Below are 13,952 nucleotides of genomic sequence, written 5' to 3'. Positions count from 1 at the left end.
GCGACTATCCCGTGATGTCCGGCCAGAACATGTCCGGACCGCGTCCGACCGACCGCTCGCCCAGCCGGCGCCACCAGAAGCGCTGGCCGCCGAACTCGGACCGCCACGACCACAGCCGGCGCGTGGCGAAGTGCAGGCTGTGCTCGTAGGTGAAGCCGATGGCGCCATGCGTCTGATGTCCGACCGAGGCCGCGAGCCCGGCTGCCTCCGATGCGCGCGCCTTCGCCGCCGCGATCAGGAACTCGGCCGGCTGGCCCTCGTCCAGCGCCGCGAAGGGCGCTTCGGCGATGACGCCGGAGGCCGCGGCCTCGCCGGCGGTCTTCGCCAGCTCCTGCTGGATCGCCTGGAACTTGCCGATCGGGCGGCCGAACTGGGTGCGCTCGCTGGCGTACTGCACCGCCTGCTGCAGCACCTTCTCCAACGCGCCGGCAAGCTGCGCAGCGCGGATCATGGCGCCGTAGAGCAGCACGCCGTCGGCCGGCATGTCGTTGGGCAGGGGGGCGATCTCGACCGACACACCGTCGACGGTGACGTCGTCGCGCGGCTCCTTGGCGACGTTCTCGCCTTCCGAGATCTTCGCCTGCGACAGGTCGAGCAGACCGATCTTGGGCCCGCCCTCGTCCTCGGCGACGAAGACGGCATGACCGGCCTTCCGCGCCCAGGGTACGCGGCCGGCAGCGCCGGAGAGCTTGCCGCCCGCCAGCTGCAGCGTGTCGCGGCCGTCGATGATGGTAGAGACGCCGTCCGGCACCGGCAGGCCGGCCTTCTCGGCCAGCCAGGTCGCCAGGATCGTCTCACCCATGGGCACCGGCGCGCAGTGATAGCCGCTGGCGTAGAGCAGCACATGCGCATCGCGCCATTCGCCGCCGACGCCGCCATTCTCCTCGGAGACCAGCGGCCGGGTCAGGCCCTGCGCCTCGACCTCGTCCCACAGGCCGCCGTCATTGCCGTCGGCATCGAACTGCGTCAGCAGTTCCTTCGTCACCCGGTCGCCGAAGAGGCCGTTGACGCTGTCGGTCAGGATGTTCCGCAGTTCGCTCATCTGAGGCCGAGCCCCCGGGCGATGATGCCGCGCAGGATTTCGCGGGTGCCGCCACGCAGGGAGAAGCTGGGCGCTTCCTGCATCAGGAAGGCGAGCACCTCCTGGAAGTCCGTGCCGTCCTGCAGCGTCGGTTCCTCGTCGATCAGGCGCTGGGCGATTTCCGGGATGGACTGCTCGAAGACGCCGCCGACGTCCTTGACCACGCTCGCCTCCAGCGCCGGGTTCTCGCCGCGCTGCAGCTTGCCGGCGACCGCCAGCGACATGCGCCGGAGCGTCATGACGTGCGCGGTCATGCGGCCCAGTTCCTCGGTCAGCGCCGGGTCGCCGCGGTGCTGCGCCACGGCCAGCATCTCGTAGATGAGCTGGATGCAGGAGAGATAGCGTTCGGGGCCGCTGCGCTCGAAGGCGAGTTCGCTGGTCACCTGGTGCCAGCCGTCGCCTTCCTTGCCGATCAGCCGCTCGTCGGGAACGAAGACGTCCTCGAAGACGCATTCGTTGAAATGGTGCTCGCCGGCCAGGTTGATGATCGGCCGGATCGACAGGCCTTCCGACTTCGTGTCGATCAGGAACTGGGTCAGACCCTGGTGCTTGCTTTCCGGGTTGGGGTCGGAACGGAACAGCCCGATCATCCAGTCGGCGGTGTGTGCGCCGGACGTCCAGACCTTGGTGCCGTTCAGATGCCAGCCGCCGTCGACCTTCGTCGCCCGCGAACGCGTGGCGGCGAGGTCGGAGCCCGAATCAGGCTCCGACATGCCGATGCAGAAGCTGAATTCGCCGGCGGCGATCTTCGGCAGGAAGAATTCGCGCTGCTCCTCGGTGCCGACGGACAGGATCATCGGCCCGCTCTGGCGGTCGGCGACCCAGTGGGAGGCCACCGGTGCACCCGCGGCCAGCAGTTCCTCCATGACGACATAGCGCTCCAGGAAGGTACGCTCGTGGCCGCCGTATTTCTTCGGCCAGGTCATGCCGATCCAGCCGCGCTGACCCAGCTTGCGCGAGAAGTCGCGGTCCCGGCCCATCCAGTTGAAGGCCCGGTCCACGGGCTTCATGTGGGCGGTGTTTTCCTTGATGAACTCGCGCACCTCGCCGCGCAGGGCCTCGGCCTCGGGCGGCAGCGTGAGCGGCTCGAAATTGAAGAATCCCATCGGTCTGTCCCTGATTTCTCCCCGGCCGCCAAACCTATCAGCAGGCGCGGTCCGGTCAATCTTGCTTACGCGCCGGTCTTGCGCGCGGATCGGCCGGGCCGTAGCGTCGCTGGGCTTCGGAGGCTTGGCGGAGAGGCGGGGATGACCACGAACACCAATCAGCGCACGGGCGGGCAGCTTCTGGTCGACGCGCTGGCCCATCACGGCGCGGACCTGGCCTTCTGCGTGCCGGGCGAGAGCTATCTCGCGGCGCTGGACGCCCTGCACGACCGGCCCGACATCCGCCTGATCACCTGCCGTCAGGAGGGCGGGGTCACGATGATGGCCGACGCCTACGCCAAGCTGACCGGCAAGCCCGGCATCGCCTTCGTCACCCGGGGCCCCGGCGCGACCAACGCGACGCCGGGGCTGCACATCGCGCATCAGGATTCCTCGCCGGTCATCCTTTTCATCGGCCAGGTCGCCCGCGACCAGACCGAGCGCGAGGCCTTTCAGGAACTCGACTACCGCCGCTTCCTCAGCCAGGTCACCAAGTGGACGGGCGAACTGCAGGACGCCGGCCGCGCCACCGAGTTCGTCAGCCACGCCTTCCATACCGCCGCCGGCGGCCGGCCCGGACCGGTGGCGGTCTCGCTGCCCGAGGACATGCTGCGCGATCACGCCGAAGGTGCGCTGGGCACGCCCTTCCACGCGCCGGACTACGCACCGGTTGGCGAGGACATCACCCGCTTCGAGGCGATGGTCGCGGCGGCCGAACGGCCGGTGATCATCGTCGGCGGCGGGCGCTGGTCGGAGGAGACGGGGCGGAAGATCTCGAAATTCGCCGAGGCCAACGACATCCCGCTGATGACCTCCTTCCGCTGCCAGGATTTCGTCGACAACCGCGGTCCGGCCTATGCCGGTTGCGCCGGCATTGCGCCCGACCCGGATCTGGTCGAGCGGATCAAGACCGCCGATCTGGTCATCGTCGTCGGCGCCCGCATGGGCGAGATGACCAGCGGGCGTTATTCCTACCTGGCCATTCCGCGCCCCGTGCAGCGGCTGGTGCATGTCCATCCGGACCCGGAGGAGATCGGCCGGGTCTACCAGGCGGACCTCGGACTCGTGGCGACACCGGCGGGCTTCGCCGGCACCATCGAGAACATCGTCGTGCGCAAGGACAGGGGCGTGGCGAAGGCGGCGCACCAGCGCTTCCTGGAATTCACCACGCCGGTGCCGATGTCGGGCGACGTGCAGATGGCCGATATCGTCAACTGGATGTCGGAGAACCTGCCCGAGGACACGATCTACGCCAATGGCGGCGGCAACTGCACCGTCTGGCTGCACCGCTTCATGCGCTACAAGCGTTACCGCACGCAGCTCGCGCCGACGTCCGGCTCCATGGGCTATGGCGTGCCCTCGGCGGTGGCGGCGAAGCTGGTGCACCCCGACCGCCACGTCATCAGCTTCTCAGGCGACGGCTGCTTCATGATGAACGGCCAGGAGTTCGCGACCGCCGCCCAGTACGACCTGCCGATCGTCTTCCTGGTGATCAACAACGCCATGTACGGCACCATCCGCATGCACCAGGAGCGCGACTACACCGGCCGCGAGATCGCGACCTTGCTGAAGAACCCGAATTTCGCCGACCTCGCGCGGGCCTATGGCTGCCACGGCGCGGTCGTCGAGAAGACAGAGGACTTCAGGCCGGCGCTGGAGACGGCGCTGAAGCAGAACGGCCCGTCGATCATCGAGGTCCGCATCGATCCCGACGTGCTCTCGCCGACGGTCACCATCTCGGGCCTGCAGTCGAAGGGCTAGACACCCGCCGCGGCGAGTGAGATGCGGCGAAGCCAGGGCTTGCCCAATCGCCGCCCGCTCTCTAGGTGAAGGGCTTCGTCACCCACGCGCGGCCCCGGGCCGCCCCTCCGGGAACCGTCATGCAGCCCAAGCCCCAGGACATCGGACGCGTCAACTGGATCGGTCTCTGGACCCTCTACTCGAAGGAGGTCCACCGCTTCGTCAAGGTTGCGGGGCAGACCGTCTTCGCGCCGATCATCACGACGCTGCTGTTCCTCGCCATCTTCAACCTGGCGCTCGGCGACATGCGCGGACCGGTGGGCGGCGTGCCCTTCGAGGTCTTCCTGGCGCCCGGCCTGGCGATGATGGCGGTGACCCAGAACGCCTTCGCCAACTCGTCGTCGGCGCTGCTGATCGCCAAGATCCAGGGCAATATCGTCGATCTGCTGATGCCGCCGCTCAGCCCCGCGGAGATGGTCTCCGCCATGGCCGCGGCGGCCGTGACCCGGGGCTTCGCCGTCGCCGTGTCGGTGATCGTCGCCATGTCGTTCTTCGTCGAACTGCCGATCCATTCGATCGGCTGGTCGGTGCTGTTCGTGCTGCTGGCCTCGCTGATGATGGGGCTCATCGGCCTCCTGACCGGGCTCTGGGCCGACAAGTTCGATCATCTGGCCTTCATCACGAACTTCGTGATCACGCCGCTTGCCTTTCTTTCCGGCACATTCTATTCGATCGAACGACTGCCCGAATTCGCACAGGCGATTGCACACGTGAATCCGTTCTTCTACGCCATCGACGGTTTCCGCCACGCGCTGGTCGGCCAGGGGGACGCGCCCCTGGGCCTCGGCGCCGCCGTGCTGTTCGCGATCGACGCCGTTCTGGCGGTCTGGGCCTACGCCCTGGTCCGACGAGGCTACAACCTCAAGGCTTGACCGTAGGGCAAGCGCCCGATACACCCCCGCCTTTTCCCGCTCAGGCCAGTCCCGCGGGCGGTGAACAGGTACTCCAAACCCACCATAGTCTGTATCGACACAGCAGAACCGCCGTTGGAGGCGAGAATGATCGAAGCCGTAATGCCCACCTATGCCCGGATTGGAATTTCCTTCGAGCGGGGCGAGGGCGCTGCCCTCTTCACGGCGGACGGCCGACGATTCCTCGACTTCGGCAGCGGCATCGCCGTCAGCCTGCTGGGCCACAGCCATCCGGCGCTGGTCAAGGCGCTGACCGATCAGGCGGGCAAGCTCTGGCACACTTCCAATCTCTACGAGATCGAGGGCCAGAAGCGGCTGGCGAAGAAGCTGGTCGACAACTGCTTTGCCGACACCGTGTTCTTCTGCAACTCCGGCGCCGAGGCGATGGAGGGCTGCATCAAGACCGCCCGGAAGTATCACAGCGCCAACGGCAACCCCGAACGCTACCGCGTCATCACCTTCGAGGGCGCCTTCCACGGCCGCACGCTCGCCACCATGGCGGCCGGCGGCCAGAAGAAGATCCTCGACGGCTTCGGCCCTGTCGTGGACGGCTTCGACCAGGCGCCCTTCGGCGACCTGGCGGCGACCGAGAAGCTGATCGGCCCGAACACCGCTGCGATCCTGGTGGAGCCGGTGCAGGGCGAGGGCGGCGTCCGCGTCGGCGAGCGCGCCTTCCTGACCGGCCTGCGCAAGCTCTGCGACAAGCACGGCATCCTGCTGCTGATGGACGAGGTCCAGTGCGGCATGGGCCGGACGGGCAAGCTGTTCGCGCACCAGTGGACCGACATCGCGCCCGATGTCATGGGCGTGGCCAAGGGCATCGGCGGCGGTTTCCCTCTGGGCGCCTTCCTGGCCACCGAGGAGGCGGCGAAAGGCATGACGGCCGGCAGCCACGGTACGACCTATGGCGGCAATCTGCTGGCCATGGCCGTGGGCAATGCGGTTATCGATGAGGTGCTGGCCGAGGGTTTCCTGGAGCGCGTCAACGTGGTCTCCAGCCGCCTGAAGCAAGGCCTCGCCGCCATCGCCGACAGCTATCCGACGGTAATCAGGGGTACGCGCGGGACGGGCCTGATGCTGGGCCTGGAATGCGCCATGACCAATGGCGACGTGGCGGCGGCGCTCAGGGCGCGGCAGCTGCTGACCGTGCCGGCCGGCGACAATGTCGTCCGCATCCTGCCGCCGCTGGTGGTGACCGACGCAGAGGTCGACGAGTCCCTTGAGATGATCGAGGGCGCCTGCCGGGATCTGGTGGCCAAGGATTCCGCGTCATGATCCAGGGCGCGCATTTCCTCTCCATCGCGGAGACGCCCGAGGCCGAGCTTCGGGCGGTGCTGGAGGACTCGGGCCGCCGCAAGGCGGCCCGGCAGGGCAGACCGAAGGCGGCGCCCGATGACGACCGGCCGATGGACGGCCGTCTGCTGGTGATGATCTTCGAAAAGCCTTCGACGCGCACGCGGGTGTCGTTCGACGCCGCCATGCGTCAACTCGGCGGCGAGACCGTGATCCTCAACGCCGGCGATCTCCAGCTCGGCCGCGGCGAGACCATCGCCGATACCGCGCGCGTGCTTTCCGGCTATTGCGACGCCATCATGCTGCGCACCTACGCCCAGCAGAACCTGACGGAACTGGCCGAACACGCGACCGTGCCGGTGATCAACGGCCTGTCCGATTCCGGCCATCCCTGCCAGCTCGTCACCGACGTGCTGACGCTGGAGGAGCATCGCGGGCCCTCCCGCGGTCAGATCGTGGCCTGGTGCGGCGACGGCAACAACATGGCCAACAGCTGGATCGAAGGCGCCGCGCGCTTCGGCTATCGCCTGCGCCTGGCCTGCCCGGTGGGTCTGGAGCCCGATCCGAAGGTGCTGCGGTGGGCCCGCGACAATGGCGGAGACGTGATCCTGACGAACGACCCCAGGGCGGCGGTGGACGGCGCGGACTGCGTCGTCACCGACACCTGGGTCTCGATGGGCGACGACGCCGCCGACCGGCACAATCGCCTGGCGCCCTTCCAGGTCGACAGCGCGCTGATGGCGGCGGCCAGGCCCGACGCCATATTCATGCACTGCCTGCCCGCCCACCGCGGTGAGGAGGTCACGCCGGAGGTGATCGACGGTCCACAATCCGTCGTCTTCGCCCAGGCGGAGAACCGCGTCCACGCACAGAAGGGCATTCTCAATTGGTGTCTCTCGACGACGACCTGATCCAGCCTTTCCACCTCAACGGCCGAGAGATCCGCGGCCGGCTCGTGCGTCTCGGGCCGGTCGCGGACGCCATCCTGAACCGCCACGACCTGCCGCCCGCGCCGGCGGCCCTGCTGGGCGAGGCGCTGGCGCTGTCGGCGATGATCGGCAGCGCACTGGACTTCGACGGCATCTTCACCTTCCAGGCGGAAGGCGACGGCCCGGCGAACATGCTGGTCTGCGACTATCGGGACCGCGGCGACCTGCGCGGCTATGTCAGGCTGCGCCAGCAGGAGGGCGAAGCCGCCGAGGCCAGTCCCGCCGCGAGCCTGCTGGGGCGGGGCAGTCTGGCGCTCACCATCGACCGGGAGGGCGACCGTCAGCGCTACCAGGGTCTTGTGGAGCTTCTGGGGGACGATCTGCCGAGCTGCGCCGAGCACTATTTCCAGCAGTCCGAACAGCTTCCGACCCTGTTCCGGGCGGTATCGACGCGCGGCCCGGATGGCGCCTGGCGGGTCGGCGGTCTGATGCTGCAGTCCCTGCCGAAGGACCCCGACGAGGACAAGGCGGCCGAGGACTGGAACACGGCCCAGGTTCTGGCCCGGACGGTGAAGCCGCAGGAACTGCTGGACCAGTCCCTGACGGCGCCGGAACTGCTCTACCGGCTGTTCCATGAGGATGGCGTCTGGCTGCACGACGTGCAGCCGCTGCAGGACCGATGCACCTGTTCGGCGGATCGGGTGGTGACCGTTGTGCGGCGCTTCCCCGAAGAGGAGATCAGGAACCTCGCCGACGAATCGGGTAAGGTCACCGTCACCTGCCAGTTCTGTGCGCGGGCCTATGATTTCTCCGCCGGGGAGTTGCTGGGAGAGACGGAATGAACCTGACGAGGCGCGGTTTTCTGGTCCTGTCCGGCGGCCTGGCCGTGGCCGCCTGCGAAGGCGGCACTGCACCGGAGCCGTTCGAGCAACCGGTGCCCCAGGTCACCTTCCGGCACCTGCCGCCGATCCGGCTGGACGCCGCGGCGCTGGACGTCCGCCAGCCCTTCGTCGCCCCGGGACAGCCGCCCAACATCGAGCATCTGCTGCCGACGCCGCCGGCCCGGGTCGCGGCCAACTGGGCCCGCGACAGGCTCCGGGCCGCCGGATCGGGCGGGCAGGCGACCTATGCCATCCTGGACGCGTCGATCACGGAAACCGATCTGGCGACGGACAAGTCCCTGCAGGCGCTGTTCAAGACCCAGCAGGGCAGCCGGTTCGCCGGCCGTATCGAGGTCCGCATCGACGTCGCCAACGCGCGCGGCCGCGGTTTCGCCCACGCGGTCGTCGAGCGCTCCCAGACGGTCCGCGACGACCTGACCCTGAACGAACGCGATGTCGTGCTGGTGGAATTCGTCGAGCAGATGGGGCGCGACCTCAACCGCCGCCTCGAGGACGAAATCGCCGAACACCTGGGCGACTTCGTACTCTGAGCGGCGGCAGGTGGGTCAGTCCGCCGCGTCCTTCACCATGTGGACGGTGCGCTGCGGGAACGGAATCTCGACGCCCAGCTCGTCCATCTTCTCCTTCAGCGCGCGGGTGAATTCCCACTTCAGACCCCAGTAGTCGGTGGCGTTGCACCACAGCCGGATGGTCAGATCCACCGAGCTCTCACCCAGATTCGAAACCACCACCATGGGGGCGGGATCGGGATGGACGCGCTCGTCGGCGTTCGCCATCTCCCTGATCGCGTCGATCGCGGCGCCGATGTCCGCGCCGTAGCCGATCCCGAGCAGCAGGTCGAGCCGCCGCGTGGGATGGAAGCTGTAGTTCTTGATCGCGGTGTTCCACAGCTGACCGTTGGGCATGATGATCTGCACGTTGTCGGGCGTTTTCAGCTCGGTCATGAACAGATGCACGTCTTCGACGGTGCCGGAGGTGCCGCCGCCCTCGATGAAATCGCCCTGCCGAAACGGCTTGAAGATGAGGATCATCACGCCCGCTGACAGGTTGCCCAGCGTGCCCTGGAAGGCCAGGCCGATGGCGAAGCCGGCGGCGGCGAGCACGGCGACGAAGCTGGTGGTCTCCACGCCGAACTGGTCGAGCGCGGCGATGACCGCGAAGGCCAGGACGCCGTAGCGGGCGATGGTCGCCGTGAAGCGCGCGACCATCGGGTCCATCTTGCCGGTGCGCATCAGGCCGGCCCGCACCAGCCGCGCGACCCAGTTGGAGGCGAAGTAGCCGGCGATCAGGATGATCACCACGCCGATTACCGCGAGGCCGTACTCGATGAAGTAGGCCGTCAGGAACTCACCGATGTTCGATGCTTCCATTTCCGTCATTGAATGGCTTCTCCGATTTCTTGTTGTCGTTGCCCTGCCTCAGTCGCCGAACAGGCCCTTCAGTTTCTTCGTGGCGCCGGAGACGGGGTCATCGCCCTTCTCCGAACCGCTGCCGCCGGTCACGCTGTCGAGCACGCCCTTGACCGCGCCCGCGCCGCCTTCGCCGACGTTCTTGACCGTGTCCGCCACGCCCTTGGCTGCATCCACCGGCGATTCCAGAACGCCCCTGACGATGCCTTCCATGTCCGGCTGCACCGAGGGATCGTCCCAGGAGCCCCTGATCAGGATCGGTACCGAGATGCCGCGGTCGTCGCCGCCGCCCTGACCGGCCAGGCTGGCCACCACTTTCGGCACGGCGCGGTAGTCGATGGTGCGCGGCGGCAGGGCGATGTCGCCCGATCCCGTGACCCGGAGCAGCGGCGCATTCATGGCCAGGTCCGGATTGTGGATCAGGCCGTTCTTCGCCGTGAAGCTGCCCGACAGCTCCGCGAAGTCGGTCTTCTCCGACTTGTCGTAGGTCATGTCGAGCCCGCCGGTGGAGACATTGCGCACCGCCGCGGCGAGATTGTAGCCGATGATCGCGCCGTCGGTGACCGTGATCCGGCCCGCGCCGTTCAGCGCCGAGACCAGCTTGCGCTCGGTATTGCCGCGGGTGGTGAGATCGAAGTCCGCGTTCACCGTGCCGAGGAAGTCGCCGAAATCGGCGAACTGCTGCAGCGCCGGGCGCGCCTGCACGCCGGCGAGTTCCAGCTTCACCGACATGCCGGGCTCTGCGCCGCGCAGGTCGATCTTCGCGCCGCCGGTGGCGTTGCCCTCGTAGAGCGCGAGCTGGCGCAGCGTCACTTCGGCGCTGTTGCCGCGGCCGGTCACGGCGATGTCCGTGGCGCCGACATCCAGCATACCCGTCGTGATCGAACTGGCCTTGAGCGACAGGTCCACGTCCGCTGCGCCGAGCGCGCTCAGATCGATGGGGTCGTCGGACCAGTCGGAGCTTCCCGCCGGGGCCGCGCCGTTGCCCCCCGACGCCGCCGCGCCGCCGCCCTCGGGCAGGTAGGCGCGGAAATCCAGGTCGCCGGCCGTGAGCTCGGCGGTGACCGCCGGGCGCTGGCCGGAGAGTTCGGCGGCGATCGAGCCCTCGATGCGGTTCTTGTCGAAGAGAATGGCGGCCTCGGCGATGGCCAGGCGCGTCGGCGAGGCCGTCATGTCGCCTTCCAGCGACAGGGTGCCGGGCAGCCTGACGTCGGGACCCAGGACGATGTCCGCCCAGGCGAGCAGTTCCGCCACATTGGCGACGGAAACCGTGCCACGGCCGGCGGCCTCCGGCGCGGCGCCGGCCGTGGCGGCGCCGTTGAAGGCGATGGAGAACAGGTCGTCGCTGGAAACCTCGGCGTTGATCGCCGTCTGACGGCCCGCCGTGATCGCCGACGGGTCGTCGACATGGGCCACGATGTTGACCCTTCGCCCGCGCCATTCGGCGTCCGCGGTCATGTCGAAGGGACCGGACATGGAGGGCAGGGACATCGTCGTGTTCAGACCGCTGATGTCGTGGCGCTCACCGGTCTGGGCGTCGATGTAGACCACCGTCGCGTTCTCCATCCGGAAATCGTCCAGCGAGAGCACCAGGTCGCCGCCGCCCGATTCGCCGCTGCGCTCCAGCTTCTCGCCGTCGCCGGCGGCGGCCGTGGCACCCCCGAAATCGAAGTTGAAACGGCCTTCGGCGTTCTTCTCGATGACGATCACAGGCTCGACCAGCACGAAGCGGCGGACGACCACCTCGCCGGAGAGCGCCGCCATCAGGTCGACCTTGATATCGGCGGAGCGAATCTCGGCCATGTTCTCGGTCGAGCCGCCTTCGAAATTGGAAAGCGAGACCTGGTTGATCGACAGGGTGACGTCCGGAAAGACCGAGAACTCGGGCTCGCCGCCGACGGTGACCTTCCGGCCCGTCGCCTCCTCCATCTTGGCGACCACGTAGTCGACCATGGCGCTCTTGGGCACGACGAATGGCAGCGCGACCACGGCGGCGATAAGAATGACCAGAATGGCCGCGACGATGATTAGGAACCGTTTCACGAGGGATGTCCTCCTGCTTCTGCGACGATGGGCCCGGCTGCCGCCGGACCCGCGATGACGCCCGTTACCAGTCTAGACATGCTGGCGCGGTAGGCGGATATCACAAGATGAGATGTTTCCCATTCCCCGGTCACGATTCCGCCGCCGTAGACCCCTACGTAGCACGGTACATGCCAGATCGCCGGGAAGTCATGGGCCCCGCGCCGAAACAGCGTTTCACCCGGCGCGGCGGATATGCGATAGCCTCCCCGCACCTGACATGAAACGGGGGAGTGTGGATGTCCGGTCCCGACCTGAGCGGCAAGTTCGACCATGTGAAGCCCAAGCCGGCGAGCAGCCTCCTGCTGATCCGCGACGGGGTCGAGGGGCTGGAGGTCTTCATGGTCCGCCGCCATCACGAGATCGACTTCGCCTCCGGTGCGATGGTCTTTCCCGGCGGCAAGGTCGATCCCGAGGATTCGGATGTGCGGGCCCGCTCTCGCGCACTGGACGCCGAACCGCTGGACGACATCGCCCTCGGCTTCCGCGTGGCGGCGATCCGTGAAGCCTTCGAGGAGATCGGCGTGCTGCTGGCGCTGGAGGCCGATGGCAGCGCCCTTGGCGCGGCGCGAAGCGGGCAGCTGAAGGACCGCTATGCGGCGGACCTGGAAGCCAATCGCGTCACCATGGGGGAGATGGCCGAGCGCGAGGATCTGCGCTTTCCGCTGCGGAGTCTGGTGCCGTTCGCCCACTGGATCACCCCGCCGGTGCTGCCGAAACGCTTCGACACGCCATTCTTCATCGCGGAAATGCCGGAGGCCCAGTCGGCTTTGGCCAGCCATGACGGCACCGAGGCCGTCGACAGCGTCTGGGTCCGGCCCGGGGAGGCCATCCGCCAGGCGGAAGCCGGGCAGGTCACGATGGTGTTCGCCACGCGGCTCAACCTGGTCCGGCTGGCGCGGACGGAGAGTGTGGCCGACGCACTGGAGCACGCCCGGCGCAACCCGCCGGTGGTGGTCACGCCGCACGTCTACCGGCGCGGCGACCGGCGCATGATCGACATTCCCGTGGAGGCGGGTTTCGGCGGGCCGAGTTTCGACGTCGGCGCCGCCTGAAGGGCTACTCCGCCGCGTCGGCCTTGGGCTGAAGCTGCAGGCCGAGGCGTTCCCACACCATCAGCAGCGCATCGACCAGTTGATCCATCATGGCGTCGTCATGGCCGGGACCCGGCGTGATCCGCAGCCGTTCCGTGCCCCTCGGGACCGTCGGAAAATTGATGGGCTGGATGTAGATGCCGTAGTCGTCCAGCAGCATGTCGGTGGCCTGTTTGCACAGCGCCGGCTCGCCGACCAGCACCGGCACGATGTGCGTCACCGAGGGCATCACCGGCAGTCCCGCCGCGGCCAGCCGCGCCTTCAGCGTCGCCGCCCGCTCCTGCTGCTTCTCGCGCTCCGCGTCGCTGGTGCGGAGATGGCGGATGCTGGCGGTCGCCGCCGCGGCGATCCCCGGCGGCAGGGCGGTGGTGAAGATGAAGCCGGGCGCGTAGGAGCGCACGGTATCCACCAGATCGGCCGATGCGGCGATATAGCCGCCGATCACCCCGAAGGCCTTGGCCAGCGTGCCCTGGATGATGTCGATTCGGTCCATCACGCCGTCGCGCTCGGCGACGCCGGCGCCGTGCGGGCCGTACATGCCCACGGCATGGACCTCGTCCAGATAGGTCATGGCGCCGAACTCGTCGGCCAGGTCGCAGAACTTCGCCAGCGGCGCGATGTCGCCGTCCATCGAGTAGACGCTTTCGAAGATGATCAGCTTCGGCCGCGCCGGATCGGTTTCCTGCAGCAGTTCGCGGAGATGATCGATGTCGTTGTGGCGGAAGATCTTCTTCTCTGCCCCGGAATGGCGGATGCCGGCGATCATGGAGGCGTGGTTGAGCTCGTCGGAGTAGATCACACAGCCGGGCAGGAAGCGCGCGATCGTCGAGATCGCTGCCTCGTTGGCGACGAAGCCCGACGTCAGCACCAGCGCCCGTTGCTTGCCGTGAAGGTCGGCCAGCTCCTTCTCGAGCTCGACGATGGCGTGATGCGTGCCGGAGATGTTGCGGGTGCCGCCGGCGCCCGCGCCCATGCGGTCGACCGCCGCCTTCATGGCCTCCACCACCTTCGGGTGCTGGCCCATGCACAGATAGTCGTTCGAGCACCAGACGGTGACGCCGGGCCGGCCGTCGCGGGAGTGATTGGTCGCCCGGGGAAATTCGCCCAGGTGACGCTCCAGCTCGGTGAAGATCCTGTAGCGACGCTCGTCATGGAGCTGCCGCACGGCATCGGAGAAGATCTGGCCGTAGTCCATGATACCGTTCCTTCTCGGCGTCGTGTTGGCCTTGCGCCGCGGCGGGCCGCAGCCGGCGTTCCGCTTCCCGCGCGCGAACAAGCGCGCTGGTTGTGGAAATCACAATAACGG

Annotated in this window: 12 protein-coding genes; 7 read left to right on the top strand and 5 right to left on the bottom strand. The window is 68.0% G+C overall.

The features are described from left to right. Positions 1-4: 4 nt before the first annotated feature. Complete coding sequence (locus TEF_18035; protein ID ANK82475.1) at positions 5-1,042, bottom strand: hypothetical protein; 1,038 nt, start codon at positions 1,040-1,042, stop codon at positions 5-7. Beyond that, positions 1,039-2,187 carry an acyl-CoA dehydrogenase gene (locus tag TEF_18030; protein ANK82474.1) on the bottom strand — a complete coding sequence of 383 codons (1,149 nt, stop codon included), beginning with the start codon at positions 2,185-2,187 and terminating at the stop codon, positions 1,039-1,041. Before TEF_18030 ends, TEF_18035 begins: the two co-directional genes overlap by 4 nt. A gap of 141 nt (positions 2,188-2,328) precedes the next feature. On the opposite strand from TEF_18030, the gene TEF_18025 reads away from it, so the two are divergent. The 6 genes from TEF_18025 to TEF_18000 all read left to right on the top strand — a co-directional run bounded on the left by TEF_18025 (position 2,329) and on the right by TEF_18000 (position 8,591). Continuing rightward, positions 2,329-3,987, top strand: coding sequence for a thiamine pyrophosphate-binding protein (locus TEF_18025; protein ANK82473.1), 1,659 nt, complete (start codon positions 2,329-2,331; stop codon positions 3,985-3,987). Positions 3,988-4,106: 119 nt separating this feature from the next. Next, on the top strand, positions 4,107-4,898 hold the full coding sequence (locus tag TEF_18020) for a multidrug ABC transporter permease (GenBank protein ANK83590.1): 792 nt from the start codon (positions 4,107-4,109) through the stop codon (positions 4,896-4,898). 126 nt (positions 4,899-5,024) lie between these two features. Then, the gene (locus tag TEF_18015) at positions 5,025-6,212 is read left to right on the top strand and encodes an acetylornithine transaminase (protein ID ANK82472.1); all 1,188 of its coding nucleotides are present in this window, start codon (positions 5,025-5,027) and stop codon (positions 6,210-6,212) included. Continuing rightward, a complete protein-coding gene (locus tag TEF_18010) occupies positions 6,209-7,141 on the top strand; it encodes an ornithine carbamoyltransferase (GenBank protein ID ANK82471.1) in 933 nt (310 codons plus the stop codon). The genes TEF_18015 and TEF_18010 overlap by 4 nt, the downstream gene beginning before the upstream one ends. After that, positions 7,117-8,001, top strand: coding sequence for a hypothetical protein (locus TEF_18005; GenBank protein ID ANK82470.1), 885 nt, complete (start codon positions 7,117-7,119; stop codon positions 7,999-8,001). Before TEF_18010 ends, TEF_18005 begins: the two co-directional genes overlap by 25 nt. Further along, entirely contained in the window at positions 7,998-8,591 is a 594-nt protein-coding gene (locus TEF_18000) for a hypothetical protein (protein ANK82469.1), read from the top strand. The genes TEF_18005 and TEF_18000 overlap by 4 nt, the downstream gene beginning before the upstream one ends. A gap of 15 nt (positions 8,592-8,606) precedes the next feature. On the opposite strand, the gene TEF_17995 is transcribed toward TEF_18000, so the two are convergent. Both TEF_17995 and TEF_17990 read right to left on the bottom strand, forming a co-directional pair. Beyond that, positions 8,607-9,431, bottom strand: coding sequence for a hypothetical protein (locus TEF_17995; GenBank protein ANK83589.1), 825 nt, complete (start codon positions 9,429-9,431; stop codon positions 8,607-8,609). 48 nt (positions 9,432-9,479) lie between these two features. After that, the gene (locus TEF_17990) at positions 9,480-11,513 is read right to left on the bottom strand and encodes a hypothetical protein (protein ANK82468.1); all 2,034 of its coding nucleotides are present in this window, start codon (positions 11,511-11,513) and stop codon (positions 9,480-9,482) included. Between the two features lie 278 nt (positions 11,514-11,791). Here TEF_17990 and TEF_17985 point away from each other — a divergent pair, with 278 nt between their 5' ends. Then, positions 11,792-12,607 (top strand): hypothetical protein, encoded by an 816-nt coding sequence (locus tag TEF_17985; GenBank protein ANK82467.1) that lies wholly within the window; start codon positions 11,792-11,794, stop codon positions 12,605-12,607. Between the two features lie 4 nt (positions 12,608-12,611). On the opposite strand, the gene TEF_17980 is transcribed toward TEF_17985, so the two are convergent. Beyond that, positions 12,612-13,841, bottom strand: a complete 1,230-nt coding sequence (locus TEF_17980) for a 5-aminolevulinic acid synthase (protein ANK83588.1) — start codon at positions 13,839-13,841, stop codon at positions 12,612-12,614. Between the last annotated feature and the right edge of the window lie 111 nt (positions 13,842-13,952).

The organism is Rhizobiales bacterium NRL2, assembly GCA_001664005.1.
Lineage (GTDB): Bacteria > Pseudomonadota > Alphaproteobacteria > Minwuiales > Minwuiaceae > Minwuia.
This window is presented reverse-complemented; position numbering and strand designations above follow the sequence as displayed.

Excerpts from the sequence above, each read along its gene's own strand:
- TEF_18035 (ANK82475.1), bottom strand. The coding sequence starts at position 1,042 with ATGAGCGAACTGCGGAACATCCTGACCGACAGCGTCAACGGCCTCTTC.
- TEF_18000 (ANK82469.1), top strand. The coding sequence starts at position 7,998 with ATGAACCTGACGAGGCGCGGTTTTCTGGTCCTGTCCGGCGGCCTGGCC.
- TEF_17985 (ANK82467.1), top strand. The coding sequence starts at position 11,792 with ATGTCCGGTCCCGACCTGAGCGGCAAGTTCGACCATGTGAAGCCCAAG.
- TEF_17995 (ANK83589.1), bottom strand. The coding sequence starts at position 9,431 with ATGGAAGCATCGAACATCGGTGAGTTCCTGACGGCCTACTTCATCGAG.
- TEF_18020 (ANK83590.1), top strand. The coding sequence starts at position 4,107 with ATGCAGCCCAAGCCCCAGGACATCGGACGCGTCAACTGGATCGGTCTC.
- TEF_18025 (ANK82473.1), top strand. The coding sequence starts at position 2,329 with ATGACCACGAACACCAATCAGCGCACGGGCGGGCAGCTTCTGGTCGAC.
- TEF_18015 (ANK82472.1), top strand. The coding sequence starts at position 5,025 with ATGATCGAAGCCGTAATGCCCACCTATGCCCGGATTGGAATTTCCTTC.
- TEF_18030 (ANK82474.1), bottom strand. The coding sequence starts at position 2,187 with ATGGGATTCTTCAATTTCGAGCCGCTCACGCTGCCGCCCGAGGCCGAG.
- TEF_18010 (ANK82471.1), top strand. The coding sequence starts at position 6,209 with ATGATCCAGGGCGCGCATTTCCTCTCCATCGCGGAGACGCCCGAGGCC.
- TEF_17980 (ANK83588.1), bottom strand. The coding sequence starts at position 13,841 with ATGGACTACGGCCAGATCTTCTCCGATGCCGTGCGGCAGCTCCATGAC.